This window comes from Dactylosporangium sp. CA-139066 (genome assembly GCF_050936175.1).
Lineage (GTDB): Bacteria > Actinomycetota > Actinomycetes > Mycobacteriales > Micromonosporaceae > Dactylosporangium.
Window position 1 is genome coordinate 2,032,301 of sequence record NZ_JBNJNH010000002.1, and the last position, 24,671, is coordinate 2,056,971.

Sequence of the window (24,671 nt, forward strand, 5' to 3'; positions counted from 1 at the left end):
GGCGGTCCCAGTCCAGGCGGCCCTGCGCAGCCCGCGGGGCTCAATCCCGCGGGCGAGCGCCGATCGTGCGCCCGGCTCCCGAGGGCAGTGCAGACCGCGGGGGAGCATCGACCGCGCGATCGCGGGCCGGCGCGCACCCCAAGCACCGCGGAGCGCGGCCGGCGATCCGTGGCCGGCCCGGCGTGCTCAAGGCGGTCGGCCCGGCAGGGCGCTAGCGCAGCGCGGCCAGGAGGCGGTCGACGTGCTCGACAGTGGTACCGATGCCGATGCTCGCGCGGATCGCCTGGGCCGGCGCCCGATCGGCGCCCTTGCGCGCGGCGGCCTCGGCCAGCAGGCGGCGGGTCAGCGGATGCGCGCAGAACAGGCCCGTGCGGACGCCGATGCCGTGGTCGCGGCCCAGCGCGTCGGCGAACGCCGCCGGGTCGCGGTCCAGCACGGCGAACGACACGATGCCGACCCGCTGGGCGTCGGCGGGGAACAGGCGCAGCTCCTCGGTGTGCGCCAGCGCGGCCAGGCCCGCGCGCAGGCGGCGGACCAGCGCCGCCTCGGGCTCCTCGAACGACCGCTCGCGCAGCGTGCGCAGGGCCGTGGCCAGGGCGACCGCGCCCAGCAGGTTGGGGGTGCCGGCCTCGTGGCGGGCGGGGCCGCTCGCCCAGCGCACCGCGGCGTCGTCGGACACGTGGGCGCTCGCGCCGCCGCCGGCCAGGTACGGCTCGGCGGCCTCGAGCCAGTCCGCGCGGCCCGCGAGCACGCCCGCGCCGAACGGGGCGTACAGCTTGTGGCCCGAGAACGCCACGTAGTCGGCGCCCAGGCCGGACAGGGACGCGGCGGCGTGCGGGGCCAGCTGCGCCGCGTCGACGGCGATGCGGGCGCCGAAGCGGTGCGCCACCTCGGCCAGCCGCGCCACCGGCCACACCTCGCCGGTCACGTTGCCGGCGGCCGTGACGCTGACCAGGGTTTGGCCCTTTCCGCGGTACAGCTGACGCTCCAACGCCTCGACGGCCTCCTCCGGCGACCTCGGCGCGGGCAGGCGGACCGCGTCGCGCCAGGGCAGGAGGTTGGCGTGGTGCTCGGCGCCGAACGTGACGACCGTGGTGCCGGGCGGGACGGCCCGCGCGAGCAGGTTGAACGCGTCGGTGGTGTTGCGCGTGAAGATCACGGTGTCGGCCGGGCCGTGGCCGAGGGTGTCCGCGACGGTTTCGCGCGCCAGCTCGTACTCCCGCGTGCACCGCTGCGACAGCGCGCCCGCGCCGCGGTGGACCGAGCCGTAGTACGGCAGCAGGTCGGCCACGACGTCGGCGACGGACCGCAGGCACGGGGCGGTGGCGGCGATGTCGAGGTTGGCGAAGTCGACGGACCGGCCGTCGGGCAGCTTGATCTCGCCGGGGGACAGCACATCGGACATGGGGCAGCACCCTTCGTTCGCGCTTGCCGGGCACACCGCGTGCCGGGCCGGGTCATCACCCGGGGCACCCCGCCGCGAACGCGAGGGTTGCCGGCCAGCAAGCCGGGGCTGTGCGCTGGCACTCATGACCTGACCCGACGGTACCGCGGATAAAGTTGCGGCATGAGCGAACTCCCGCCGACTGGGACGCCGGACTCGCCCTCGTCCGGTCCGCCGAACCCGGGCGACGGCTCGCCGGCTTCCGGCGCCGGCTGGGCCCCTCCGAGCTGGGCTTCTCCGGGCGGCGAGGCTTCGGGTTCGCCCGCGCCGCCGCCCGCCTCGGCGCCTCAGGTAGGCGCATCGCCCCAGATCGGGCCGGCTCCCGCGCCGGCACCGCAGGCCGGGCCGGCGCCGCAGGCCGGGCCACCGCCCCAGGCTGGGCCGGCGCCTCAGGCCGCGCCCAATCCGTGGGGGCCGCCGACGGGCGAGCCGGCGCCGGGGGCGCCGGCGCCGTGGCCGGCCGTGCTGCCGGGGCCCGGGGTGCCCAACATCACCGAGGCGGCCGAGCCGAGCACGGGGCAGCAGGAGTACCCGACGGCGGCGCTCGCCCTCGCCGCCGCGCCGCCGGCCAAGCGCTCCGACCGGCGGCGGCTGTTGATGCTCATCGGCGTCATGAGCTTCATCGCCCTGTGCGGCGTGGCCGTGCTCGCCTTCTTCGGGTTCAGCGGCGGCTGGACGGCGCTGCTCGTCGGCGTCGTGTCGGCCGTCATCCCGGTTCCGGTGCTCGTGACCTGCTTCCTGTGGCTGGATCGCTACGAGCCGGAGCCGGTGAAGTACCTCGTCTTCGTCTTCGGCTGGGGCGCCTGCGTGGCCACCGGCGTCGCGCTGGTGGTCAACACCGTCGGCAGCTACTTCGCCGAGCAGGCCGGCCTCAAGGACAGCCTCGTCGCGGTGCTGCTCGCGCCGCTGATCGAGGAGAGCATGAAGGCCCTCGGCCCGGTGCTGCTGTTCTGGCGCCGCCCGCGCGCGTTCTCCGGCATCATCGACGGCATCGTCTACTGTGGCCTGTCGGCGACCGGCTTCGCCATGGTGGAGAACATCCTGTACCTCGGCTTCAAGGGGTACGGCGAGACCGCCGACAAGACCGGGCCGGTCTCGGGCGCGGCCGCGCTGATCGCCATCTTCATCGTCCGGATCCTCATGACCGGCTTCGCCCACCCGCTGTTCACCTCGATGACCGGCATCGGGCTGGGCGTCGCGTCGCGCTCGTCGACCAAGGCGGTGCGCTTCCTCGCCCCGCTGGCCGGCCTGCTTACGGCGATGATGCTGCACGGCTCCTGGAACTTCATGTCGGTCACCGCGTCGGCCAGCGCCTGGGTGCTGCTGTACGGGTACTTCGCCGTGATGATGCCCATCTTCCTGTGCCAGGTCGGGTTCGCGCTGTGGCTGCGGGCCGGAGAGGGCCGGCTCACCGAGCGGGTGCTGGGCGAGTACGCACGGGCGGGCTGGTTCTCGCCGCCCGAAGTGGCCGCGCTCGGCACCCTGGGCCGAAGGATCTCGGCCCGCCGCTGGGCCAGACGCGTGGCCGGCGACGCGGGCGCCAAGGCGATGCGCGCGTTCCAGTTCGACGCGACCCGGCTCGCCCTGCTGCGCGACGGGCTGCAACGGGGCCTGGACAAGCAGCCGAAGCGGCGCATGGAGGCGCTGGCCGAGGAGCGGCAGCTGCTCAGCGCGCTCGACGCCTACCGGCAGGTCTTCGTCGGGCGCGACCCGCAGTCGCCGCGGGCGGTGTGGGACGGGGCGCGGTACCACATCACCTTCCCCGACGGTGTGGTGCGCGTGCTCGATGCGCCGCCGACCCCGGTCGTGCCGGTCCCGGTCGCCCTGACCGCGGCCGTGCCGCCGCCCCCGATGTACTACAGGTAGAGGCCGGTCGAGTCGGGCTCGACCCGCCGGGCCGCGACCGCGTGCACGTCGCGCTCACGCAGCAGCACGTAGTCGCGGCCCTGCAGCTCCACTTCGGAGCGGTCCTCGGGGTCGAACAGCACCCGGTCGCCGGCGACGATCGAGCGCACGTTCGGCCCCACGCCGACCGCGGTCGCCCACGACAGCCGCTTGCCGACCGACGCGGTCGCCGGAATCACGATGCCCGACACGTGCCGCCGTTCCCCCTCGGCGCCCTCGAGCCGCACGAGCACCCGGTCGTGCAGGAGCCGGATCGGCAGGGCGTCGCCCGGTAGGTCGCCGGACATCTGGTCGGTGGATGGCTGGTAACCGGCCGCGGGTTGAGCTGTCACGCTTGCGACGCTACCGCCTGGGTGCGTGCCAACACCCGGCGGCCCGGGCTACCGTAATGGTCCTGGCCAGCCGGGGGGCGGGCTTGCCCGGCAAGGAGGTTCGACACGTGAGCCGGTTCGACACGGTGCGGGCGGGCCTGCGCCGCGCCTACCTCCGGCGGCTGGAGGCGGCCAAGGCCGAGCGCGAGGCGGCCGCCCTCATCGCGGAGCTCGAAGAGGCCGAACTGCCGCCGCCGCCCGCGCCCGATCAGGAGATCAGCCACGCGACGACCACCAGCCGCGACGACGCCGAGGTACCCCGGGGCCTGCGCATCGCCGCCGCCTGGTCCTGGCGCCTGCTGATCCTCATCGCCGCCCTGGCCGTGCTGCTGTGGCTGATCGGCCGGCTGAGAACGGTCCTGATCCCGCTGAGCATCGCGCTGCTGCTGTCCGCGCTGCTGGCCCCCGTGATGGGCGTGCTGCGCCGCCGCGTGAAGCTCCCGCCGTCGCTGGCCGCGTTCCTGGTGCTCATCGGCGGGCTGGCCACCGTGGCCGGCGTGCTGACCCTGGTCGTCAGCGAGTTCGTCGACGGGTTTCCGGCCCTGTCCGACAAGGCGTCGGCCGGCGTGAAACAGATCCAGGTCTGGCTCACGACGGGCCCGCTGCACCTGAGCGGCCGCCAGCTGGACGCCACCTTCCAGGCCGCCACCACGTGGCTCAGCGACAACCGCGGCAGCCTGACCGACAGCGCCCTCAGCACCGCCACGGCGACGATCGAGTTCCTGGCGCTGACGCTGCTGATCCTCTTCGTCACGTTCTTCTTCATGCGCGACGGCAAGCGCATCTGGTACTTCGTGACCGGCATCGTGCCGACCCCGGCCCGCGACCCGATCCGCCGCGCCGGCGAGGCGGCGTGGCAGACGCTGGTCGCCTACGTCCGCGCCACCGTCCTCGTCGCCTTCATCGACGCGCTGGGCATCGGCCTGCTGCTGTTCTTCCTGGACGTCGACTTCTGGTTTCCGCTGGCCACGCTCGTCTTCCTGGGCGCGTTCGTCCCGATCGTCGGCGCGACGGTCTCCGGCGCCGTGGCCGTCCTGATCGCGCTGGTCGACCGGGGGGTCATCACCGCCGTGGTCATCCTGATCGGCGTGATCGCGGTCCAGCAGCTCGAGGGCCACGTCCTGCAGCCGCTGATCATGGGCCGCGCGGTCTCGGTCCATCCCCTGGCGGTGATCGTGGCGATCGCGACGGGCGTGGTGCTGGCCGGGATCATCGGCGCCCTGGTCGCGGTACCGCTGGTCGCGGTGCTGAACACGGGCATCCGGCACCTGGTCCAGCACCGCCACGAGCCGCCGCCGGACGCGGTCGTCGTCTCGGCCGACTAGTCGGTCAGGCGGACGCGGACGCGGCGGTTGGCCTTGCCCTTGGACTCGACCTTCACCACCTGCAGGCGGCCGATCTGGGCCGTCGACGCGACGTGCGTGCCGCCGTCCGCCTGCGTGTCCAGCCCGATGATGTCGACGATGCGGATCTCTTCCTCGTCGGCCGGGATCAGGTTGGACTGCGTGCGGATGATGTCCGGCAGGGCCAGGGCGTCGTCGCGGGCCAGGACCTTCGTCACCACCTTGCGGTCGGCGACCACCTCGGCGTTGACGAGCTCCTCCAGGCGGGCCTTGAAGTCCGGCGGTACCTCCGGCAGGTTGAAGTCCATCCGGGCCTCCGCGGGCTCCATCGAGCCGCCGGTCACCAGGGCGCCGAAGTCGCGGAACACCACGCCGCACAGAACGTGCAGGCCCGAGTGGGTGCGCATGAGCTTGGTGCGGCGGTCGTCCTCGACGGCGCCGGTGACCTCGGTGCCGGGCGGGGGGAGCGGGTCACCCTCGGCCGGCTGCAGGTACAGGTCATCGGCCTTGCGGGTGCCGACGATGCGGGTCTGGACGCCCTGCCAGAGCAGGACGCCGTGGTCCGGGGGCTGGCCGCCCCCGCCGGGGTAGAACGCCGAACGGTCGAGCACGATGCCGTCCTCCGCCGAGGAGTACAGGACCGTGCAGGTCCACTCCCGAAGCGTCGGGTCGGCCAGGTCCAGCCGGTAGGTGCGGCCGTGATGTGTGACACCCATGAAACCCGACTTTAGCGGCGGGTCGGGCCCGCCCAGCACTGCGAAGTAGTCATGCAGTACAGATCCCGTCGGGGCGCGTTCTGATACACGTCAGAGGGTCACCCGTTCGGCCACTACCGGTGAGCCGTTCGCCGGGCCGTCAGGCGTTGAGGAACGTGGAGATCCGGCCGCGCAGGTCGGCCCGCTGGGTCCACAGGATGCCGGGGCGGTCGTAGATGTGCAGCTGGGCGCGGGGCAGCGCCGCCGCGAGCTGCTCGGCGACGGCGGCCGGGTGCAGGTCGTCGCCGCGGCAGCCGATGACGAGGCACTCCGCGGTGACGGCGGCGAGGTCGGCCCGGTCGTCGATCGCCGACTGCTCCGGCAGGCTGGCCAGGCCGGCGGCCAGGCCGTCGCGCATGAGCTGGTCGAGCCGCTGGCGCAGGAACGCCCAGACCGACGGCGTGTTGCGCATCTGGGCCGGGACCTCCTGGGAGATCACGTCGGCCACCGCCGCCGCGTCGCCGGCCTCGATCGCCTCGAGCAGGGCGCCGAGGCGCTCCTGGGCGGCGGCCGGGCGTGGCGTGTCGAGGACGGCGGGCAGGAAGAACACGGCCCGCTCGAACCGGCCGTTGTTGTCGGCCAGCAGCCGGGTCAGCGCGCCGGCGCCGAGGCTGACGCCGAGCGCCCGGGTGGCGCCGGAGAGATCGGCGATGGCGCGAAGATCGCGGGCCAGGTCGACGTACGTCCACACGCCCCCCGGCGCCGCCGACTGCCCGTGCCCGCGGAACTGGAAGAACACCTTCCGCCCGTGCACGGCGCTGCCCAGCGGCCGGGTCTCGGCGATGCCGCTGCCGAGCCCGTGCGCGAACACGGTCACCGGGCCGCCCTCGCCGGTGACGAGCTGCTCGAGCTCGACTCCGTGCGGGGTCGCCACGAGCTCCGTCGGCGGCGCGGGCAGCGTCGGCCGGCCGGTCTGCGGCCCCCGGGTCACGGGCGGCCGGAACCGGTCGGGGCGCCCGTCCGGCGGGGGCGGCCAGCGGAAGTCCATCAGCTCACCAGGAGCCGTGGCCGTCGACCGCGTCGCGCAGGGCGGGCCGGATGTCCAGCAGGTACACCGCAAAGATCCCGGTCGCGATGAGCGAGAAGATCCCGAGATAGCCCAGCCCGAGGTTGGGGGAGATCGCGGTGAGCAGCTCGCCGCCGCCGATGAGCGCGAGCCAGATGGACTTGGACATGGTGCCGATCGCCGGGAACGCGTCGTTGCGCTGCACCACGCAGTGCAGGAAGGCCGCGGCGCCGAGCACGAGGCTGAAGATCCACACGATGATCGAGATGTAGTTCTCGACCTGTGCGTAGAAGATCGGGACCGCACTCACCATGCACCGAGCTTATGCCGAAGCCCCCCGGCCCGTGCGAGACGGTGCCGGAGGGCTCCCGAGAAACACCGTTACTTCTTGGTTTCCGCGATCCTGACGTCATCCGCGCCCGGCTTGGCGGCCTTCTTGGCGACGGGCTTCTTTGCCGGCGCGGCGGCCTCGGGCTCCGTGGTGGCCGTCGCGGTGGCGGTCACGGCCTTCTTGGCCGGCTCCAGCTCGACCTTCGCCTCGGCCTCGGCGCCGCGCGCGGTGTTGACGACCTTCTCGCCGCGGGCGACGAGGTCGGTGTAGACGGCCAGGGCGCGGTCCTGCGCGACCTGGGCGCCGGCCTGGGCGGACGCCAGGAAGCTGGCGGCATTGCGCCGGGCCATGCCGCGCAGGCGGTTGAGATCGGTGCGCAGGGTGCCGTCAGTGGTGGCCGGGCGCAGCTCCTCGACGCGGGCGCGCAGCTGCGCGACCTGCTCCGGCAGCTTGCGCAGCCGCTGGTAGGCGAGGTCGCCGGCGCCGGCCGCGGCGTAGAGCGGCGTGGGGATCTTTCGAGTGGTGGTCTTCGTGGTCACTGCGTCTCCTCGTGGGAAGGGGTCGGCTCCGGGTCCGGCCCGGGCTCGGGGGCCGGAGCGTTCCGCGCGTTCTCCCGGCGGAACGTCTCGTAGATCTGGGTGAGCGACTGCTTCTGGGCAACCGTGAGGTCACCGTCCGCCGCGATCGCGGCGAGCACGTCGTGCCCCTCGCGCTCGAGCAACCCCGCCCGCAGGTACATCAGCGGGGTCGACACCCGCAGTGCGCTCGCGAGCTGAGCCAGCACCTCGGCACTCGGTTTGCGCAGGCCGCGCTCGATCTGGCTCAGGTACGGGTTGCTCACTCCGGCCTGCTCGGCGAGCTGCCGGAGCGAGATGCGCGCGTTACGGCGCAGGTCACGGATGAACCCACCCAGGTCGCGCGGCTCTTCGTTCACGCTTACCGACGGTAGCGCGGCCTGCTAACTGTTGCAAGCAAAACGCTAACCACAGCTAGCGTGAACCGCCTCACCATACTGAGCGAACCACGCCGACCTCGCGCCCGCCGCCGAACACCGGAACTTCCACCCTGCCCGGCAGCGACACGCCGAGCCGGGCGAACCCGGCCGCGAGCACCGGCAGCCGGGCCCGCGGGCCGCCGTCGTCGATCTTCAGCGCGACCGCGCCGACGCCGGGCAGCGCGGCCGCCGAGACCCCCTCGGCGCCGCTCTTGAGCAGCAGCCCGGGCACCGCCCGCATGAGCCGCGTGTCGTCCTCACCGGGGTCGTCGCCGGAGACCATCTCCGGGTGTGCCCGCATCGCGTCGGCCACCGCGCGCTCGGCCGTACCGGTCGGCGCGCCGACCAGCCGGAGGAACGCGCCGGCGAGGGCGCGCAGGGAGATGGCGAGCAGCGGGGCGCCGCAGCCGTCGACCGCGATCGCCCGGGCCGGCTCGCCCGCCAGCTCCTCCACCGTGGCGATCAGCCCCACCTGGAGGGGGTGCGCCGGGTCGAGGTACGTCTCGAGGGGCCAGCCGTTGGCCCGGGCGGTGCGCAGCATGCCGGCGTGCTTGCCCGAGCAGTTCATGAACAGCCGCTCGCGACGGCCGGCGGCGTCGCGGGGCTCGTCGGCGAGGGGGTAGTCCGGCGGGCACTGCAGCGCCTCGACCGGGATGTCACCGAGCAGCCGGCGCACCCCCGAGACGTGGATCTCGTGCCCGCGGTGGCTGGCCGCGATCAGCGCAAGCTGCGCATCGTCCACCTTCAGGCCCGCGCGCAGCATGCCGACCGCCTGCATCGGCTTGTTCGAGGAGCGCGGGAACACGGCGCCGAGCACGTCGCCGGCCCAGGCCACGACCTCGCCCCGCGCGTCGAGGACGACGGCCGAGCCACTGTGGCGGCTCTCCACGACCCCGTTGCGGACCACCTCGGCGATGAGCTCGCCCCCGGCATACAGGTCAGACATTCGCGATCCCGAGCAGCGCGCGGGCGTCGGCGGGGGTCATCGGCGGGCGCTGGGCGAGCCGGGCGAACCCGCTGGCCCGGGCCACGAGCTGGGCGTTGCTCTCCACCGGCTGACCCTTGGCGTACGTGACCGTGTCCTCCATCCCGACCCGCAGATGCCCGCCGGCGGCCAGCGCGGCCAGCAGCACCGGCAGCGAGGACCGCCCGATGCCGGTCGCCGAGAACGTGGTGCCCTCGGGCAGGTCACGCAGCGCGGCCTCGCAGGCGGCCAGCGCCGCCACGGTGCCCGGCATCCCGCCCGGCACCCCCATGACCAGGTCGACGTGGACGTGCCCGCCGGCCGGCAGCCCGTGGCGGTCCAGCAGCCGGCGCAGCGTGGCCAGCTGGCCGAGGTCGAAGATCTCGTACTCCGGGACGATCCCGCGCTCCTGCATGCGCGTGTGCAGGTCGACGATGAACGCCCAGCGGTTGAGGAACACGTCGTCGCCGAAGTTGACCGTGCCCATCGTGCACGACGCCATGTCGGGCTGGGCCTCCAGCACGCGCAGCCGGTCCGCCTCCGGGTCGGTGACGGCGCCGCCGGTCGACAGCTGCACGATCAGCGAGGTCTCGGCGCGCAGCGCGGCGACGGCGTCCTTGAGCCGGCCGAGGTCGAGGGTGGGCTCCGCGGCGTCGTCGCGGAGGTGGACGTGGATCACGCTCGCGCCCACCGCCTCACAGTCCCGGGCCGTGGCCACCAGCTCATCGAGGGTCACGGGCAGCGCGGGAACGTCCGATTTGCGCGATTCCGCGCCGGTGGGAGCCACCGTGATCAACGTCGTTGTCATCACGCCGCCGATCCTGCCACGTTCGGCCCGCCTACTGCTCCGGGTCCATCGCCGCTGTGGAGGGGCCCACCCGCAGTACCGAATCCGGGGTGAGGTTCTGCTTCACCACCGCCAGGGCGATCATCCCCAGCTCGTAGTGGCGCACGGCGGTGCCCACGAAGCCGACCGGCCGCTCGCCGCCCTCGAGCGTGACCGGGGTGTGCCGGGCCGGGAGCTCGTCGGTGGCGATCCCGTCGAGGTGCAGCAGCACCAGCTTGCGCGGCGGGCGGCCCAGGTGGTGCACGCGCGCGATCGTCTCCTGGCCGCGATAGCAGCCCTTCTCCAGGTGTACGGCGGGCGCGGTCCACCCCACCTCGGCCGGCAGCGTCTTGTGGTCGGTCTCGAACCCGGCCCGCGGCCGGCGGGCGGCGACGCGCATCGCCTCGAACGCCCAGATGCCGGCGAGCGGCACGCCCGCCGCCTCGACCACCTCGGGCACGGTCGGGCGCGGCACGAGCAGGTCGGCCCCGTACGACATGCGGCGCACCCACCCGCCGCCCGGCAGCGCGGCGGCGCTGTAGACGACGGTCGGCCGCGGCGGCACCGACCCGGTCGCGAACTTGGCGTCGGGCACCGCGAGCAGGTCGGGCGGCAGCAGCGGCCCGACGCCGAGCGCGATGAGGGCCTCGTCGGTCTGCGGCCCGACGATCGACAGCAGCGCCCAGTCGGCGGTGACCTCGGCCGGCTCGACCCGCATCAGGAAGCGCATCCGCTCGAGGAACTGCAGCAGCCCCGGCGCGTCGCCGGTGTCGAGCCAGGTGGCGGCCCCGTCGTCGGTCAGCGCCGCGTGGTGCTCGACGTGCCCGTGCGGCGACAGGACGAGCAGCTCGGATCCGCTGTACGGCGCGAGGCCGGTCAGGTGCTGCGTGGTGAGGCTGTGCAGCCAGCCCAGCCGGTCCTCGCCGGGAATGGCGAGCACGCCCCGGTGGGAGCGGTCGACCAGCCCCGCGGCCGTGTCGAGCAGGCGCTGCTCGCGGGCCGGTTCGCCGTAGTGGGCGACGGCGCCGGCATCGGGGTCGTTGGGATCGAGGGCGGCGACGGGCACTGCGCTCAGCATGACTCTCCTCGGCTGTCCCCGCACGCCCCGCACAGGCCGAACAGCGCCACATGGCCGATGTCCAGGCGGAACCTCCGCTCGGCCAGCAGCTCGCCGGCCAGCCCGTCCAGGACCGGCGACGGCAGCTCCTGCACCGAGCCGCAGCCGCGGCACACGAGGTGGGCGTGCTGGTGCTCGTCGACCGCGTGGTACGTCGGCGCGCCGTGCGACAGGTGGGCGTGCGTGATCAGCTCGAGCTCCTCGAGGAGCTCGAGCGTGCGGTACACGGTGGTGATGTTGACCCCGGCGGCCTTCTCGGCGACCTCGGCGTGGATCTGGTCGGGCGTGGCGTGGCGCAGCCGGTAGACCGCCTCCAGCACGAGCTGGCGCGGCGCGGTGAGCCGCAGCCCGCGCGACCGGAGCATCTCCGCCAGGTCCACGCCCACCAATCTAGCCCGCGACGCGCTCCAGGCGCGCCGAGAGGTGGACCTGCAGCGGCTGGCCGACGGCGGCCATGTCGAAGGTGTACAGCAGCGCGCCCTCGACGATGCCGTAGAGCCGCTGGCCGCCGCGCACCTCCTTGGCCGTCCCGGTGCGCCCGATGCCGTCCGTGGCCATCTGCCACTGGGTCGTGCCGCGCTGCTGGCCGGTGTACAGCTCCACGATCCCGGTCGGTGAGGAGAGCAGGATCTCCAGCTCGTCGGTCGCCTTGCCGTCGGACATGGCCGGGCGCCACCAGCCGACCTCGCGGTGGGAGGGCCGGATCGGGTTGGCGTCGGCGTCGATGATCCACGCGCGCGACTCGTAGAACAGGAACGGCCGCCCGTCGTGGCTGAAGCGGACCTCCTGGCCGTAGTGGAAGCCCTCGATCGTCGGGTAGTCGCCCTGGCCGCGCCCGCGCCACACGCCCACCAGCGGCAGCAGCCCGAGCAGCGCCGGATGCAGGTCCGGCCCGGAGCGCAGGTCATGCGTCTCCTCGTACGGATACTCCCCGACCGGGGCCAGTCCCGCCCACGGCGGGGCCTGCTCCTCGTCCGTCACCAACGCCCCCTCGACACCCGAACCGCAAGGTAGATCAGCCCGCCGGCCAGCGCACCCATGCCGGCGACCAGCAGGCTCACGAACCCGATCTCCGTAACCATCACCGGAATCCTATGCTGCGAGACATGGCTCGTACTCTCGTCGTCAAGGCAACCGCCGGAGCGGACGCCCCCGAGCGCTGCTCGCAGGCCTTCACCGTGGCCGCGACCGCCGTCGCCGGCGGCGTGGCGACCTCGCTGTGGCTCACCGGCGAGTCGGCGTGGTTCGCGCTGCCCGGCCGCGCCGCCGACTTCGACCTGCCGCACGCCGCCCCGCTCGTCGACCTGCTCGAGGCGGTCCTGGCCGGCGGGCGCGTCACGGTCTGCACGCAGTGCGCCGCCCGCCGCGACATCAAACCGGAGGACGTCATCCCGGGAATCAGGATCGCCGGGGCCGCGGCGTTCGTGGAAGAGGCGCTCCAGGACGAGGCGCAGGCCCTTATTTATTGATCATGGCTCGGGTCCGTGCAACGCACGACCGTTGTTCCCACCAGGAATCCCGGCGTCCGCGGGGCCAAGAACTAACAACCCGCGGTCGAGGCGACGACGAGGTTGCCGTCCTCGGTGCGGAAGGAGACCCCGGCCGCGCCCGCGCGGTAGGCGAACGTCTTCTCCTGGTCGAGGATGATCGCCGCGGCCGGCACCGTGGCGCGGGCCTTCGCGCCGTCGCCCGTCGTGACCGCCTCGACCGTCCACAGCGCGCCGCCGTCGGGGCACGTGAGGCGGTGGGTGCGCCACTGCGAGGCCGTCGTGCCCAGCGTGCTGAGGACCGCCTCGACCGGGGCGCGGTTGGCGTTCTGGGACGCCGGCGTGGCCTCCACGACGGGGGCGTTCTGCGGGCGGCAGCCGGTGTCGGCGGTGAAGCGCAGCACGCCGGGCCCGTAGGAGGCGCCGTGGACCGCCACGAAGTTGCCGGCGTCGGCGGTGAGCAGGTGCTCGTCGTCGTGGTGGGCGACCGAGGCCTGGTACGACGCCGGCAGGGCGCCCTTCACCCGGTCGAGGGTGGGGCCTTCGGCGGCCTTGTGGACGTACACGATGAGCTCGCGCGTGAATCGCGTGCCCTCCCGGGCCGAGGTCACCCGGCAGCTCATCTCGGCGCGCCGGTACCCCCCGAGCACCGCCACCGACGCCTGCGGGTCGAGGGCGGCGTACACGTGCCCCAGCGCGGCGTCCACGGTCGGCAGGGCGTCGGCGATGGTGGTCTGCTCGCGGGCGGTCGGGGTGCCCTCCAACGAGGAGTACAGCGCGAACCCGGTCACGACCACGGCCCAGGCGACCACCCCGGTGACGATCCAGCGACGCTTCACGCCGGCCATCCTTGCAGCCGGAACGCGTAACGCCGCCCGCCGGGGTTGGGCCCGGCGAGCGGCGTCACGTTGTTTCGCGAGATGTCTTGCCTAGGCGACGGAGACGGCGACCTCGTTGATGCCGCGGTTCGCGGCCAGGGTGGCGTCGCCGTTGCCGGCGCGGGACAGGGCGCGCAGCGTCCAGTTGCCCGGGGCGGCGAAGAACCGGAACTGGCCGGCGGCCGACGTGACGACCTCGGCCGTGAACTCGCCGGTCGAGTCGAGCAGGCGCACGTAGGCGCCGCCGACCGGGCCGTCGCCGTTGCTCACGACGCCGGTGATGACGGTTTCCTTCTCGACGTCGACGCTCGCGGGGAGCGGGGCGCTCTGGTCGGGCGCGGCGCAGCTGTCAGCGGTGCTCATCTTGGTTTCCCTCTCCCTCTCAGGCCTCGCCGGGCTCGTCGCCCAGCGCCACCGGCACGCCGACGAGCGAGCCGTACTCGGTCCACGAACCGTCGTAGTTGCGCACGTCGGAGTGGCCCAGGATCTCCTTGAGCACGAACCAGGTGTGCGAGGAGCGCTCGCCGATGCGGCAGTACGCGATGGTCGGCTTGCTGTCGTCCAGGCCGGCGGCGCCGTAGATGGAGCGCAGCTCGTCGTCGGACTTGAACGTGCCGTCCTCGTTCGCGGCCTTGCTCCACGGCACCGAGATCGCGGTCGGGATGTGGCCCGGGCGCTGCGCCTGCTCCTGCGGGAGGTGGGCCGGGGCGAGGAGGCGGCCGGCGAACTCGTCGGGGGAGCGGACGTCGACCAGGTTGGCCACGCCGATCGCCGCGACGGCGTCGTCACGGAACGCGCGGATCGAGAGGTCCTGGTCCTGCACGGCGACGTAGTTGGTGGCCTCGCGGGTGACGTCTTCCTTGTTCAGCGGGCGCGCGTCGAGCTCCCACTTCTTGCGGCCGCCGTCGAGCAGCTTGACGTCGCCGTGGCCGTAGAGCTTGAAGTACCAGTAGGCGTACGCGGCGAACCAGTTGTTGTTGCCGCCGTACAGCACGACCTTGTCGTCGTTGCCGATGCCCTTGGCCGACAGCAGCGCCTCGAACTGGGCCTTGTTGACGAAGTCCCGGCGCACCGGGTCCTGCAGGTCCGTCTTCCAGTTGATCTTGACGGCGCCTGGGATGTGGCCACCGTCGTAGGCGGTGGTGTCCTCGTCGACCTCGACGAAGACGACGCCGGGCGTCTCGAGGTTCTGCTCGGCCCAGTCGGCCGTGACCAGGGCGGATTCGCGACTCATGGGTGTTCTCTCTCCCAGGAACGATGGTTTCGGGTTCGAGTCGCCACACGGGCATGACGCCGCGCGCGACCCGAGGGGGACGGATCACGGTTTCGGCGATGAGTCTGTGGAACAGTCGGCGAACAATTCGGTCGCCGGCCAGACCCATCGGTCTGGGGCGCCGCTGCCTCGAGCCGTTATATGAGCACGCTGCAGGGCCGCACCATCAAGGGCGGCAACACAGGCAGGTGGCCACGCGGCACAGGTCGACCGCGCGCCGTCGGGTGAGCAGCATGCTCATGGTCTGGCAGCCTAGCATCGCGGACCGTGCCCGCCCAGGGTCCGCTGGGTCACTGCCCCGTGAGCTTGACGTCGGCGGCCGAAGCGGTGACCTGCAGTCCGTCGTTCGTCGTCTGGACGGAGTTGATCACGAGGTTGTACGGCAGCCCGGGCAGCTTGACCGTGACCTGCAGCCGGTTCTGGTACGTCTTGATGAGGTTGTTGACCTGCGCCGGCAGGCTGCCCTGGTCGGTCGTGACGGACTCGAGCTTGAGCCGCACCTTGCCGGCCTCGACGATCATGCTCCCCTTGGCGATGAGCGTGACCTTGATGCCCTGGAACGCGATCGGCACCCGCATCTCGATCTTGTTGTCGACCACCGTCAGCGTGACCTGTGACGGGTCCATCGACGGCGGCATCCCCGCCACCTCGAGCAGCGGCTTGACGTTTTCCCAGCTCATCGACGCGTTCCCGCTGACGACGCCGGCGGTGACGTCGCCCTTGCCGTTCATGAGATCCATCGCGTCGGCCTTCACGGAGAGCGCCTCGACCGTGAGGGTGTCGAGCTTGACGTTGTTCACCTGCGGCTTGTCGAGCCCGATCGTGATCTTCTTGTACTCCCCGGCGATCACCTGGGTGAGGAACGGGAAGCCGGTGATCTTGACCTGCGGCTCGCCCTCGTACTTCACGTCGTTGGCCGCGAGCTGCGCCTTGGTCTCGGCGGTGATCCGGTCCTCGGCCACGCCGGCGGCGATGCGGTCGACGACGGCGAGCACCCCGACCAGAATGATCAGCAGGACGACCAGCGTGATGCCGATCTTGGTGCCTCGTCTCGCCGCCACGGCGCTCCCTTCCGGTCCATTGGTCCCCGCACCGTACCCACCCACGAGGATTTCGTACCGCCTCCGGTTCGGCGACCCTAGCGCGCCTTTCTTGGCGCGAATCCGTGACTGCATTGCCTGCGCCGGTGGCTGCGCCCCACCGGAGGCGAAAGGCGACGGCGCCGATCGAGGAGTGGCTAGAGCAGGAGCAGGCTGCTGGCGACGTAGGCGGCCGGGGCGGCGAAGGCGATCGCGCCGATCGGGCCCTGGATGTGGCGGGCCAGCCACAGGGCGGGCTCGTCGCCGTCGATGATGCGGCTGGCCTCGGCGTATCCGACGGAGAGGTCGACCATCACCGCCACGATCGCCGTGGCCAGGCCGGCCAGGGCGCTGGGCAGCGGGCTCAGGCCGTCCAGGTAGTTGCCGATCGCGCCGGCGGCCGCGGTGCCCACCATCGCGCCGAGTACCACGCCGGCCCCGCCGCGCGCGACCTGCGGGGCGATCCTCGGCAGCGGGACGATGGCGTCGGCGACGCGGGCGATGAACAGGGCCAGGCCGGCCGCGGCCAGGCAGGCGACGATCGCCTGGGTGCCGTGTGCGGCGCGGCCCAGCACGACCAGGCTCGCGAACGCCACCACGCCCAGCGTCACCACGAGGGACGAGCCCAGGGACTCGGTGACCCGCTGGCGGCCGGCGGGGCGGGTGAGCTGCCCGACGACGCCGACGATGAAGCCGGCGGCGGTCACGTAGGCCAGCGGCGCGAGCGACGCCGGCCGCGTCCACACGGCGGACACGTCGGTGCCGATGGCCACCGCGATGCCCACGGCGCCGACCACCCCGGGCGCCGGCGGCCGGCTGGCGATGACCCAGACGCCGACGAAGAGGGCCTGGACGCCGAAGACCACCACCGCGTATGAGCTGTGCGACGTCTGGGCGCCGACGATCAGCGCGATCGACACGAGCGCCGCGAAGCCGGCCACGCCCAGCGAGACCAGCCGGCGGACCTTCGGCAGCGGCGCGGAGGCCTCGGCCGGCTCGTCGCCCGGCTCGCCCGCGCCCTGGTCGCCCGGCGCGTCGTGCTCACTGCCGGCGTCGTCCGACCTGGGTCGCCGGCCGCGCCCGCCCGCCGGGCGGTTGGCGCCGCCGGTCGAGCGCTCGCGGCGCGGGCCGCCGTCGCGCCCGGCGCCGGTCCCGCCCTGTCCGTCACCGTCGGGACGGTCGCCTTGGCGGCCGGCATCGTCGCGGCGGCGGCGACGGGAGGCCGACTCGGCGGCCGGTGGCCAGGCGCCGAAGTCCTCGGCCGGTGACGGGGTTGCGGGCACGCACCGATCGTGCCAGAACGGAGCGGATTCGGCCTCGGCGGGATGACGCGCACGAGGTGCTCGCCCGCCTGTTCGGCATTCACTGCCGGGCCGGACCGACGGCAGATATACGTAACGTCGGACCCGGGCAACCGTCCGTGAGAAGACGCGGGAAACGCAGCTTTTGCGGCGGTTCGGGCGGCGTGAGCCACCCCGGCCCGAGTGCAGCGAGCTGAAACACAGTCTCGAACTGCGATTCGACCGGTCTCAAATCTTGAGTACTCAGATATTCTCGTACGGGATGGAAACACAACCGCCCGCCAGAGTTGCCGGGACGACATCGAGCCGCCGCCCTGCTGAGGGGCGCCACAGCGCCCGGACGCGTCCGGTGTGCCGCGGCCACGGAGGTGACTCGTGGAGATTCTGCTGCTGACTGCGGCGCCCGCGGGCCAGGTGGTGCTGCCGGGCCTTGACCTGCTGCCGCACACGGTCCGTACTGCACCCCGTGACGTCCGCACGCTCGTGAGCGGACCCAGCCCGGACGCCGTCGTGGTCGACGCGCGCACCGAGCTCGCCGACGCCCGCGCCACCTGCCGCATGCTGCACGCCACCGGGCTCGGTGTGCCGCTGCTGGCCGTCGTCACCGAGGCCGGGCTGGTCGCCCTGCACGCCGACTGGGGGCTGGACGACGTCGTCCTGGCCAGCGCCGGGCCGGCCGAGATCGAGGCGCGGTTGCGGCTGGCCGTCGGCCGCCTGAACTCCGCCGCGGCGGCGTCCGGCGGCATGATCAAGGCCGGCGAGCTCTCCATCGACCCCGACACCTACGCCGCGAAGCTCAAGGGGCGGCCGCTCGACCTGACCTACAAGGAGTTCGAGCTGCTGAAGTTCCTGGCCCAGCACCCGGGCCGGGTGTTCACCCGCGACCAGCTGCTGCGCGAGGTCTGGGGCTACGACTACTTCGGCGGCACCCGGACGGTCGACGTCCACGTGCGGCGGCTGCGGGCGAAGCTCGGCTCCGAGTACGAGTCGATGATCGGCACCGTGCGGCAGGTGGGCTACAAGTTCGTCGTCCCGCCGTCGCGGCCGCTGCACGACAGTGAGCCGGTAAGGGTCTAGCCAGAGCTCTCCGGTTACCCTGGCCGCATGATCCCTGCGCCGACGGTCCTGCGGGCCGATCACCTCTCCCCCGAACAGGTCGAGCAGGTGCTGACCCTGATGCAGGCCGCCGGCGACACCGATGGTGCGCTGCCGCTGTCCGAGCACGTCGTGCTGCACCTTCGGCACGGGGGTGAGGCACCCGCCGTACACCTGCTGGCCCTGGGGGATGACCGGCAGGTCGTCGGCTATGCGCACGTCGACACCACCGACGCCGTCGAGGGCGCGTCGGCGGAGCTGGTCGTGCACCCGCTGCACCGCCGCCGTGGGCTCGGGCGGGCGCTGGTCACCGCGGCGATGGCGGTCGCCGACGAGCGCTGCGCCGGGCGGCTGCGGCTGTGGGCGCACGGCGACCACCCGTCGGCCTCGGCGCTGGCCATCCGGCTCGGCTTCGACCGCGCCCGGGTGCTGCTGCAGCTGCGCCGGTCGCTGTTCGCGCCGCTGGAGGAGGTCGCGCTGCCGGCCGGGGTCAGCCTGCGCGCGTTCCGGCCGGGCGAGGACGACGAGAAGTGGCTCGCGGTCAACAACGCCGCGTTCGCCTGGCACCCCGAGCAGGGCAAGTGGACGCTGGACGACCTGCACGCGCGGATCCGCGAGCCGTGGTTCGAGGCCGCCGGGTTCCTGCTGGCCGAGGACGAGGACGGGCGGCTGCTGGGCTTCCACTGGACCAAGGTCCACGGCGAGGCGCACACCCACCCGCACGACGGCGAGGAGCCGCATGCCCATGAGCCGATCGGCGAGGTGTACGTTCTGGGCGTGTCGCCGGACGCGCACGGCGGGGGGCTCGGCCGGGCGCTGACCCTCGCCGGGCTGTGGCACCTGCGCAACCGGGGGCTCGCGCAGGTCATGCTGTACGTGGACGAGAGCAACACGCGGGCTGTCGGGCTGTACCAGCGACTGGGTTTCGTTCGTTGGGCGAACGACGTTTCCTTCCAGCGCAGTTTGTGACGAGAACCTCGGCTCTGTGACCGAGATCGCCACACAAAAAGGACACTGCGCACCACCGCTGGGCAGTTCACCCAATGGCCAACTCGCCTCCGACCAGGCGTCATCTGGGCCCCGAGACCTGTTCACTCCTCGTTCACCCTTCTCCAGAGGCGTGGTTACCTCGCGCTCCTAGCGTCCCTTCAAGTCGACGATCCGCGTCGGCCTTCCGGACACCTCCCCAGGAAACGGAAGCCTCGGTACATCCCCGACGAAGGGACCGCAGTGAACCTCAAGCGGCACGGCCTCATCGCCGGCATCGCGCTCACCGCGACGCTCGCGCTCGCCGCGTGCGGATCGGACAACAACGAACCCACCGCGCCTGCGACGAACGGTGCCGGCAGCGGCGCTCCCGCCGGCGGCGGCATCACGTGCGCGAGCGGCTCGCTTACGGCTCAGGGCTCCACCGCGCAGGCGAACGCCATGGCCGAGTGGGTGAAGGCATACCAGACGAAGTGCAGCGACGCGAAGATCAACTACCAGGGCACCGCGTCCGGCGCCGGCATCACCGCCTTCCAGGGCGGCACCGCCGACTTCGCCGGCTCGGACTCCGCCCTGAAGGACGGCGACGAGGCCACCAAGGCCAACGCCCGCTGCGGCTCCGGCAACTCGGCCATCAACCTGCCGATGGTGACCGGCCCGATCGCGATCGCCTACAACCTCGACGGCGTCAAGGACCTGCAGCTCAAGCCCGACACGATCGCCAAGATCTTCTCCGGCGCGATCAAGACCTGGGACGACGCCGCGATCAAGGCCGACAACCCGAGCGCGACGCTCCCGTCGACCCCGATCCTCGCGGTGCACCGCGGTGACTCGTCGGGCACCACCGACAACTTCACCAACTACCTGACCTCCGTCGCGCCGACCTCGTGGACCTTCGGCCACGACAAGGTGTGGAAGGCCCCGGGCGGCCAGGGCGAGCAGAAGTCGGACGGCGTGTCGGCCGCGATCAAGCGCTCCGCCGGTGCGATCGGCTACGTCGAGCTGTCCTTCGCCAAGACCAACTCGCTGTCGATTGCCAAGGTCCAGAACGGCGCCGGTGAGTACACCGCGCTGACCGGCGAGTCGGCCGGCAAGACCATCGAGGGCGCGAAGATCACCGGCACCGGTGACGACCTCAAGATGACGATCGACTACAAGACCACCACGGCGGGTGCCTACCCGATCGTCCTGGTCACCTACGAGATCGTCTGCGGCAAGGGCAACGACGCGGCCAAGCTCGCGCTGCTCAAGGGCTTCCTGGGCTACACGGTCAGCACCGACGGCCAGGCGACCCTCGACAAGCTGGGCTACGCCCCGCTGCCCGAGACCGTCCGCACCAAGGTCGACGCCGCGATCAAGAACCTGGCCTGACAGGAACATCGTTGAGCCAGCAGACTCTGCCCTCCACCTCCGCCGGTTCGCCCGGCGGAGGTGGCGGTCTTCCGCCACGTAAGCGGTTCAGCGGTGACATGTTCTTCCGCGGTGCCGCGACCGCGTCCGGCTCGATGGTGCTCGTCATCATCGCGGCGATCGCCGCCTTCCTGATCGTCAAGGCCATCCCGGCGATCAGCAAGGACACCGAGAACTTCTTCACCTACAAGGCCTGGTTCACCGACGGCGACCAGCCGAAGTTCGGCATCGCGGCGACCGCGTTCGGCACCGTGCTGACCGCGGCGATCGCGCTGCTGCTGGCGGTGCCGGTGGCCCTGGGCATCGCGCTGTGCCTGTCGCACTACGCGCACCGGCGAGTCGCGAGCATCCTGGGCTTCGTCATCGACCTGCTCGCGGCGGTGCCCAGCGTCGTGTTTGGCCTCTGGGGTCGCGACTACTTCTTCGAGCCGATCACCGACCTGTCGAAGTGGCTGCACGACGTGGCGGGCTGGCTGCCGATCTTCGGGAGCAACGGGCCCTACGGCAAGTCCGTCCTGCTGGGCTCCGTCGTGCTGGCGATCATGGTCCTGCCGATCGTGACCTCGCTGTCCCGCGAGGTGTTCCTGCAGACGCCGCCGGAGAACCAGGAGGCGGCACTCGCGCTGGGCTCGACCAAGTGGGAGATGATCCGCACCGCGGTCCTGCCGTACGGCCGCGCCGGCATCATCGCGTCGGTCATGCTCGGCCTCGGCCGCGCGCTCGGCGAGACGATCGCGCTGGCGCTCACCCTCGGTGCCGTCTTCAACGTCAACTTCGACCTGCTCGGCCCCAACGGCGTGACGATCGCCTCCAACATCGCCAGCCGCTTCGGCGAGGCGAACGACTTCGGTCGCAGCGCCCTGATCGCCTCGGGTCTCGTGCTCTTCGTCATCACGCTCGTCGTCAACATGATCGCCCGCGCGATCGTGTACCGGCGTCGTGAGTTCGTGGGAGGCGCTGCGTAATGGCCGTCGATACCCCCGTGCGTGGCCTGGGCGTGACCGACGCCCACCAGCTGCGCGCGAAGACGCTGCCCAACTGGGCTCCGTGGGCGGTCGCGGTGGGCGCGATCGCCCTGTCGTTCGTCCTGATCAACCTCACCGGCGCCGGCGGCATGGTGCTCACCGGCGTCGTCGCGGCGATCCTGTTCGTGATCCTCATGGGGGTCGCGGCGGCGTTCGTCGAGGGCGGCCGGTCGGCCCGCAACCGCATGGCCACGGTGCTCATCTACGGCGCCTTCATCCTCGCCCTGCTGCCGCTGCTGTCGGTGGTGTTCACGCTGCTGAGCAAGGGCAGCTCGCGGCTGGACGCCAACTTCTTCAACACGTCGATGAACAACATCACCGCGTTCGACTCCAACGGTGGTGCGTACCACGCGATCATCGGCACGCTGGAGCAGGCGGGCATCGCGACGCTCATCACGGTGCCGCTGGGCATCCTGGGCGCGGTCTACATCGTCGAGTACGGCCGCGGCTGGCTCTCGGGCGCGATCCGCTTCTTCGTCGACGTCATGACCGGCATCCCGTCGATCGTCGCCGGTCTGTTCATCCTGTCGTTCTGGGTGTTCACGATCACGCCGCTGTACAGCTCCGACGGCCACCCGCACTACTCGGGCCTGGCCGCCGGCCTGTCGCTCAGCGTGCTCATGCTCCCGACCGTGGTGCGCTCCAGCGAGGAGATGCTGCGGCTGGTGCCGACGGCGCTGCGGGAGGGCTCCTACGCGCTCGGGGTGCCGAAGTGGAAGACGATCACCAGCATCGTGCTGCCGACCGCCGGCCCCGGCATCGTCACCGGTGTCATGCTGGCGGTGGCCCGCGCCTGCGGTGAGACCGCCCCCGTCCTGCTCGTCGCCGGCGGCGCCGACGCGATCAACTTCAACCTGTTCGACGGCAACCAGTCGTCGCTGTCGCTGTTCGTGTACCAGCAGGCCGGCGCCGCCTCGGAGTTCGCGCCCGGGCGTTCCTGGACGGCGGCTCTCACCCTGGTCGTGCTCGTCCTGGCTCTGACCGTCGCGGCGAAGCTGCTCGCCCGCCGTAACAAGCTCGCCCGATAATCACTGGAGCGCCCCCCATGGCTAAGAGAATCGAAGCCCACGGCGTCACGTCGTATTACGGCTCGTTCAAGGCGATCGACTCGGTGTCGATGACGATCGAGCCCAAGTCGGTCACCGCGCTGATCGGTCCGTCGGGCTGCGGCAAGTCCACCTTCCTGCGGTCCATCAACCGGATGCACGAGGTGCTGCCCAACGCGCGGATCGAGGGTCAGCTCCTCATCGACGGGCAGAACATCTACGACCGCGACGTCGACGTCACGGCCGTGCGCCGCATGATCGGCATGGTGTTCCAGCGGCCCAACCCGTTCCCGACGATGTCGATCTTCGAGAACGTCGTCGCCGGCCTGCGCCTCAACGGCGTGCGCAAGAAGTCGGTGCTGGAAGAGGTCGCCGAGAAGGCGCTGCGCAGCGCCAACCTCTGGAACGAGGTCAAGGACCGGCTGGGCCGCCCCGGCGCGGGCCTGTCCGGCGGTCAGCAGCAGCGGCTGTGCATCGCCCGGACGATCGCGGTCGAGCCGCAGGTCGTGCTGATGGACGAGCCCTGCTCGGCCCTCGACCCGATCTCGACGCTCGCGATCGAGGACCTGATCACCGAGCTCAAGAACCAGTACACGATCGTGATCGTGACGCACAACATGCAGCAGGCGGCCCGCGTCTCCGACCGCACCGGGTTCTTCTCGATCGACAAGACCGGCGAGCCGGGCCGGCTCATCGAGTACGACGACACCGCGAAGATCTTCACCAACCCCTCGGTGAAGAAGACCGAGGACTACATCACGGGCCGCTTCGGTTAAGCCTTCGGCTCACCCGTCAGTCAGCGGTTGGGCGGATGGCGTCGGCCGGATTCCGGGCCGGCGCCGCCGCCAGGACCGCGTCGATGCCGCCCGCGCCGGCCAGTTCCAGCAGGGTGTACTGCGTGGGCGGCAGCATCGTGTAACGCCCGTCGGCGGCCTCGCCCGGCGCGCACCACACGGTGTCGTCGGCCTCCCCGCCGACGTCCCGCGGCACCTGCCCCTTCGGCAGGACGGCCACGAAGAAGTACGTGTCGAAGCGCCGGGGCTCGAACTCCGGCGTGATCCAGCGCGACCACGCCGCCAGCAGGTCGCTGCGCAGCACCAGGCCGTTGCGGCTGAGGAACTCGGCGAAGCCCAGCTCCCGCGCGATGAGCGCCAGCCGCGCCTCTTCCCAGTCCGGCCCGCTCACGTCGCCGACCACGGTGTCCGCGTCCGGTCCGGCCAGCAGTACGCCGGACTCCTCGAACACCTCGCGGACCGCCGCGCACACGACCGAGCGCGCGACCGACTCGTCGAGGTGCAGCCGCGCCGCCCACTCCGCCGGCGACGGCCCGGCCCACCCGGGGTGGACCGCCGCGTCGCGCGGGTCGACGCCGCCGCCCGGGAAGACGTACATCGACGCCGCGAACGCCATCGTGGCGACCCGCCGCAGCAGGTACGCCTCGAACGGCTCGCGCAGCAGCACCACGGTGCTGGCCAGGCGGGGTTGCACGGGGACGCCGCCGCGCTCGGCGAAGGCCCGCGCCTGTTCGGCCAGCGCGGGCGGCAGCTTGAACTCGACCATCAGCCCAACCTACGGGTTTCGCCCGATCAGGGAGTAGCTTCGTGCCCCGGGCGGCCGTGGGTGCGCCGGCGCTCCTTCATCTCGGCCTCGAACAGGTGCCGGCGGCCCTGCGCGAATTGGTCGCGGGCGGCCCGGTCCAGCTCGCGGAACAGCGCGTAGTACCCGTCGTCGAAGTCCTCGACCAGCTGGAACGTCCACCGGCCGGCGATCACGTTGCGCCCGACCAGGTCCCGCTGCACGCGGTCGGCGAAGTCGCCGTGGCCGGCGCTGCGCAGCAGGGCCACCGCATCGTCGAGCATCAGGTCGGCGTGCCCGATGAGCTGGTGCAGGTCGTAGAGGCGGCCGCGGGCCCGTTCGACGGTCTCCAGCGCCTCGCTGAGCTTGCCGAGCGCCTCGACCGTCTCGTCCGTCACGCCCTCCGGCCGGCGGTGGGCCGCGTCCGGGCCGTCGTCATCGTTGAAGGTCACCTGCCTA

29 protein-coding genes, 1 pseudogene and 1 riboswitch are annotated in these 24,671 nt (G+C 72.2%); of the genes and pseudogenes, 9 read left to right on the plus strand and 21 right to left on the minus strand.

Annotation, left to right across the window (positions count from 1 at the left end; genetic code table 11):
* Positions 1-211 precede the first annotated feature (211 nt).
* Entirely contained in the window at positions 212-1,405 is a 1,194-nt protein-coding gene (locus ACQEVU_RS54080; protein WP_433338837.1) for an aminotransferase class V-fold PLP-dependent enzyme, read from the minus strand.
* A gap of 14 nt (positions 1,406-1,419) precedes the next feature.
* A riboswitch (SAM riboswitch) is annotated at positions 1,420-1,535 on the minus strand.
* Between the two features lie 371 nt (positions 1,536-1,906).
* Here ACQEVU_RS54080 and ACQEVU_RS54085 point away from each other — a divergent pair.
* Positions 1,907-3,310: a PrsW family intramembrane metalloprotease gene (locus ACQEVU_RS54085; protein WP_433338839.1), complete on the plus strand. Its 1,404-nt coding sequence runs from the start codon at positions 1,907-1,909 to the stop codon at positions 3,308-3,310.
* Here ACQEVU_RS54085 and ACQEVU_RS54090 read toward each other — a convergent pair.
* Positions 3,301-3,636 (minus strand): GroES family chaperonin, encoded by a 336-nt coding sequence (locus ACQEVU_RS54090; protein ID WP_433339760.1) that lies wholly within the window; start codon positions 3,634-3,636, stop codon positions 3,301-3,303. The genes ACQEVU_RS54085 and ACQEVU_RS54090 overlap by 10 nt on opposite strands.
* Positions 3,637-3,788: 152 nt before the next feature.
* On the opposite strand from ACQEVU_RS54090, the gene ACQEVU_RS54095 reads away from it, so the two are divergent.
* Positions 3,789-5,045: an AI-2E family transporter gene (locus ACQEVU_RS54095; RefSeq protein ID WP_433338841.1), complete on the plus strand. Its 1,257-nt coding sequence runs from the start codon at positions 3,789-3,791 to the stop codon at positions 5,043-5,045.
* On the opposite strand, the gene ACQEVU_RS54100 is transcribed toward ACQEVU_RS54095, so the two are convergent.
* The 11 genes and pseudogenes from ACQEVU_RS54100 to mtfM all read right to left on the minus strand — a co-directional run bounded on the left by ACQEVU_RS54100 (position 5,042) and on the right by mtfM (position 12,138).
* Positions 5,042-5,779 (minus strand): alanyl-tRNA editing protein, encoded by a 738-nt coding sequence (locus tag ACQEVU_RS54100; protein ID WP_433338843.1) that lies wholly within the window; start codon positions 5,777-5,779, stop codon positions 5,042-5,044. The two genes, ACQEVU_RS54095 and ACQEVU_RS54100, sit on opposite strands and share 4 nt — an antisense overlap.
* A 139-nt stretch (positions 5,780-5,918) precedes the next feature.
* On the minus strand, positions 5,919-6,809 hold the full coding sequence (locus tag ACQEVU_RS54105) for an alpha/beta fold hydrolase (RefSeq protein WP_433339761.1): 891 nt from the start codon (positions 6,807-6,809) through the stop codon (positions 5,919-5,921).
* 1 nt (position 6,810) lies between these two features.
* Positions 6,811-7,137 carry a DUF2516 family protein gene (locus ACQEVU_RS54110; protein WP_433338845.1) on the minus strand — a complete coding sequence of 109 codons (327 nt, stop codon included), beginning with the start codon at positions 7,135-7,137 and terminating at the stop codon, positions 6,811-6,813.
* 68 nt (positions 7,138-7,205) lie between these two features.
* Positions 7,206-7,694 carry a hypothetical protein gene (locus ACQEVU_RS54115; RefSeq protein ID WP_433339762.1) on the minus strand — a complete coding sequence of 163 codons (489 nt, stop codon included), beginning with the start codon at positions 7,692-7,694 and terminating at the stop codon, positions 7,206-7,208.
* Positions 7,673-8,089, minus strand: a pseudogene (locus tag ACQEVU_RS54120) (helix-turn-helix domain-containing protein); the annotation flags it as partial. The gene ACQEVU_RS54115 and the pseudogene ACQEVU_RS54120, both read right to left, overlap by 22 nt.
* Positions 8,090-8,159: 70 nt before the next feature.
* Positions 8,160-9,095 carry an asparaginase gene (locus tag ACQEVU_RS54125; protein WP_433338847.1) on the minus strand — a complete coding sequence of 312 codons (936 nt, stop codon included), beginning with the start codon at positions 9,093-9,095 and terminating at the stop codon, positions 8,160-8,162.
* On the minus strand, positions 9,088-9,921 hold the full coding sequence (locus ACQEVU_RS54130; protein WP_433338849.1) for a 3-keto-5-aminohexanoate cleavage protein: 834 nt from the start codon (positions 9,919-9,921) through the stop codon (positions 9,088-9,090). Before ACQEVU_RS54130 ends, ACQEVU_RS54125 begins: the two co-directional genes overlap by 8 nt.
* A gap of 31 nt (positions 9,922-9,952) precedes the next feature.
* Positions 9,953-11,017, minus strand: a complete 1,065-nt coding sequence (locus ACQEVU_RS54135) for a YgfZ/GcvT domain-containing protein (protein ID WP_433338851.1) — start codon at positions 11,015-11,017, stop codon at positions 9,953-9,955.
* Positions 11,011-11,421, minus strand: a complete 411-nt coding sequence (locus ACQEVU_RS54140) for a Fur family transcriptional regulator (protein ID WP_433339763.1) — start codon at positions 11,419-11,421, stop codon at positions 11,011-11,013. The genes ACQEVU_RS54135 and ACQEVU_RS54140 overlap by 7 nt, the downstream gene beginning before the upstream one ends.
* A 25-nt stretch (positions 11,422-11,446) precedes the next feature.
* On the minus strand, positions 11,447-12,040 hold the full coding sequence (locus ACQEVU_RS54145) for an FABP family protein (RefSeq protein WP_433338853.1): 594 nt from the start codon (positions 12,038-12,040) through the stop codon (positions 11,447-11,449).
* Positions 12,034-12,138 carry a small membrane protein MtfM gene (mtfM, locus tag ACQEVU_RS54150; protein WP_033363477.1) on the minus strand — a complete coding sequence of 35 codons (105 nt, stop codon included), beginning with the start codon at positions 12,136-12,138 and terminating at the stop codon, positions 12,034-12,036. Before mtfM ends, ACQEVU_RS54145 begins: the two co-directional genes overlap by 7 nt.
* A gap of 12 nt (positions 12,139-12,150) precedes the next feature.
* Between mtfM and ACQEVU_RS54155 the strand changes: the two genes are divergently transcribed.
* Entirely contained in the window at positions 12,151-12,525 is a 375-nt protein-coding gene (locus tag ACQEVU_RS54155) for a DsrE family protein (RefSeq protein ID WP_433338855.1), read from the plus strand.
* A gap of 71 nt (positions 12,526-12,596) precedes the next feature.
* Here ACQEVU_RS54155 and ACQEVU_RS54160 read toward each other — a convergent pair whose 3' ends face one another.
* The 6 genes from ACQEVU_RS54160 to ACQEVU_RS54185 form a co-directional block, all read right to left on the minus strand.
* On the minus strand, positions 12,597-13,382 hold the full coding sequence (locus ACQEVU_RS54160) for a hypothetical protein (protein ID WP_433338857.1): 786 nt from the start codon (positions 13,380-13,382) through the stop codon (positions 12,597-12,599).
* A 90-nt stretch (positions 13,383-13,472) separates the two neighbouring features.
* Positions 13,473-13,784: a DUF1416 domain-containing protein gene (locus ACQEVU_RS54165; protein ID WP_433338859.1), complete on the minus strand. Its 312-nt coding sequence runs from the start codon at positions 13,782-13,784 to the stop codon at positions 13,473-13,475.
* 19 nt (positions 13,785-13,803) lie between these two features.
* On the minus strand, positions 13,804-14,655 hold the full coding sequence (locus tag ACQEVU_RS54170; protein ID WP_433338861.1) for a sulfurtransferase: 852 nt from the start codon (positions 14,653-14,655) through the stop codon (positions 13,804-13,806).
* 205 nt (positions 14,656-14,860) lie between these two features.
* Positions 14,861-14,953, minus strand: a complete 93-nt coding sequence (locus ACQEVU_RS54175; protein WP_432834518.1) for an Ms5788A family Cys-rich leader peptide — start codon at positions 14,951-14,953, stop codon at positions 14,861-14,863.
* 31 nt (positions 14,954-14,984) lie between these two features.
* Entirely contained in the window at positions 14,985-15,755 is a 771-nt protein-coding gene (locus tag ACQEVU_RS54180) for an LmeA family phospholipid-binding protein (RefSeq protein WP_433338863.1), read from the minus strand.
* A gap of 176 nt (positions 15,756-15,931) precedes the next feature.
* Complete coding sequence (locus ACQEVU_RS54185) at positions 15,932-17,056, minus strand: hypothetical protein (protein WP_433338865.1); 1,125 nt, start codon at positions 17,054-17,056, stop codon at positions 15,932-15,934.
* A gap of 393 nt (positions 17,057-17,449) precedes the next feature.
* Here ACQEVU_RS54185 and ACQEVU_RS54190 point away from each other — a divergent pair, with 393 nt between their 5' ends.
* The 6 genes from ACQEVU_RS54190 to pstB all read left to right on the plus strand — a co-directional run bounded on the left by ACQEVU_RS54190 (position 17,450) and on the right by pstB (position 23,413).
* Complete coding sequence (locus ACQEVU_RS54190; RefSeq protein WP_433338867.1) at positions 17,450-18,151, plus strand: winged helix-turn-helix transcriptional regulator; 702 nt, start codon at positions 17,450-17,452, stop codon at positions 18,149-18,151.
* 27 nt (positions 18,152-18,178) lie between these two features.
* Positions 18,179-19,138 carry a mycothiol synthase gene (gene mshD, locus ACQEVU_RS54195; protein WP_433338869.1) on the plus strand — a complete coding sequence of 320 codons (960 nt, stop codon included), beginning with the start codon at positions 18,179-18,181 and terminating at the stop codon, positions 19,136-19,138.
* A gap of 261 nt (positions 19,139-19,399) precedes the next feature.
* Positions 19,400-20,527 (plus strand): phosphate ABC transporter substrate-binding protein PstS, encoded by a 1,128-nt coding sequence (gene pstS / locus ACQEVU_RS54200; protein WP_433338871.1) that lies wholly within the window; start codon positions 19,400-19,402, stop codon positions 20,525-20,527.
* A gap of 98 nt (positions 20,528-20,625) precedes the next feature.
* The gene (gene pstC / locus ACQEVU_RS54205; RefSeq protein WP_433338873.1) at positions 20,626-21,531 is read left to right on the plus strand and encodes a phosphate ABC transporter permease subunit PstC; all 906 of its coding nucleotides are present in this window, start codon (positions 20,626-20,628) and stop codon (positions 21,529-21,531) included.
* On the plus strand, positions 21,531-22,619 hold the full coding sequence (gene pstA / locus ACQEVU_RS54210; protein WP_433338875.1) for a phosphate ABC transporter permease PstA: 1,089 nt from the start codon (positions 21,531-21,533) through the stop codon (positions 22,617-22,619). Before pstC ends, pstA begins: the two co-directional genes overlap by 1 nt.
* 17 nt (positions 22,620-22,636) lie before the next feature.
* Complete coding sequence (pstB, locus tag ACQEVU_RS54215) at positions 22,637-23,413, plus strand: phosphate ABC transporter ATP-binding protein PstB (RefSeq protein ID WP_433055832.1); 777 nt, start codon at positions 22,637-22,639, stop codon at positions 23,411-23,413.
* A 16-nt stretch (positions 23,414-23,429) separates the two neighbouring features.
* Here pstB and ACQEVU_RS54220 read toward each other — a convergent pair whose 3' ends face one another.
* Complete coding sequence (locus tag ACQEVU_RS54220) at positions 23,430-24,197, minus strand: NUDIX hydrolase (RefSeq protein ID WP_433338877.1); 768 nt, start codon at positions 24,195-24,197, stop codon at positions 23,430-23,432.
* A gap of 26 nt (positions 24,198-24,223) precedes the next feature.
* The gene (locus tag ACQEVU_RS54225; protein WP_433338879.1) at positions 24,224-24,664 is read right to left on the minus strand and encodes a hypothetical protein; all 441 of its coding nucleotides are present in this window, start codon (positions 24,662-24,664) and stop codon (positions 24,224-24,226) included.
* Positions 24,665-24,671: the final 7 nt, after the last annotated feature.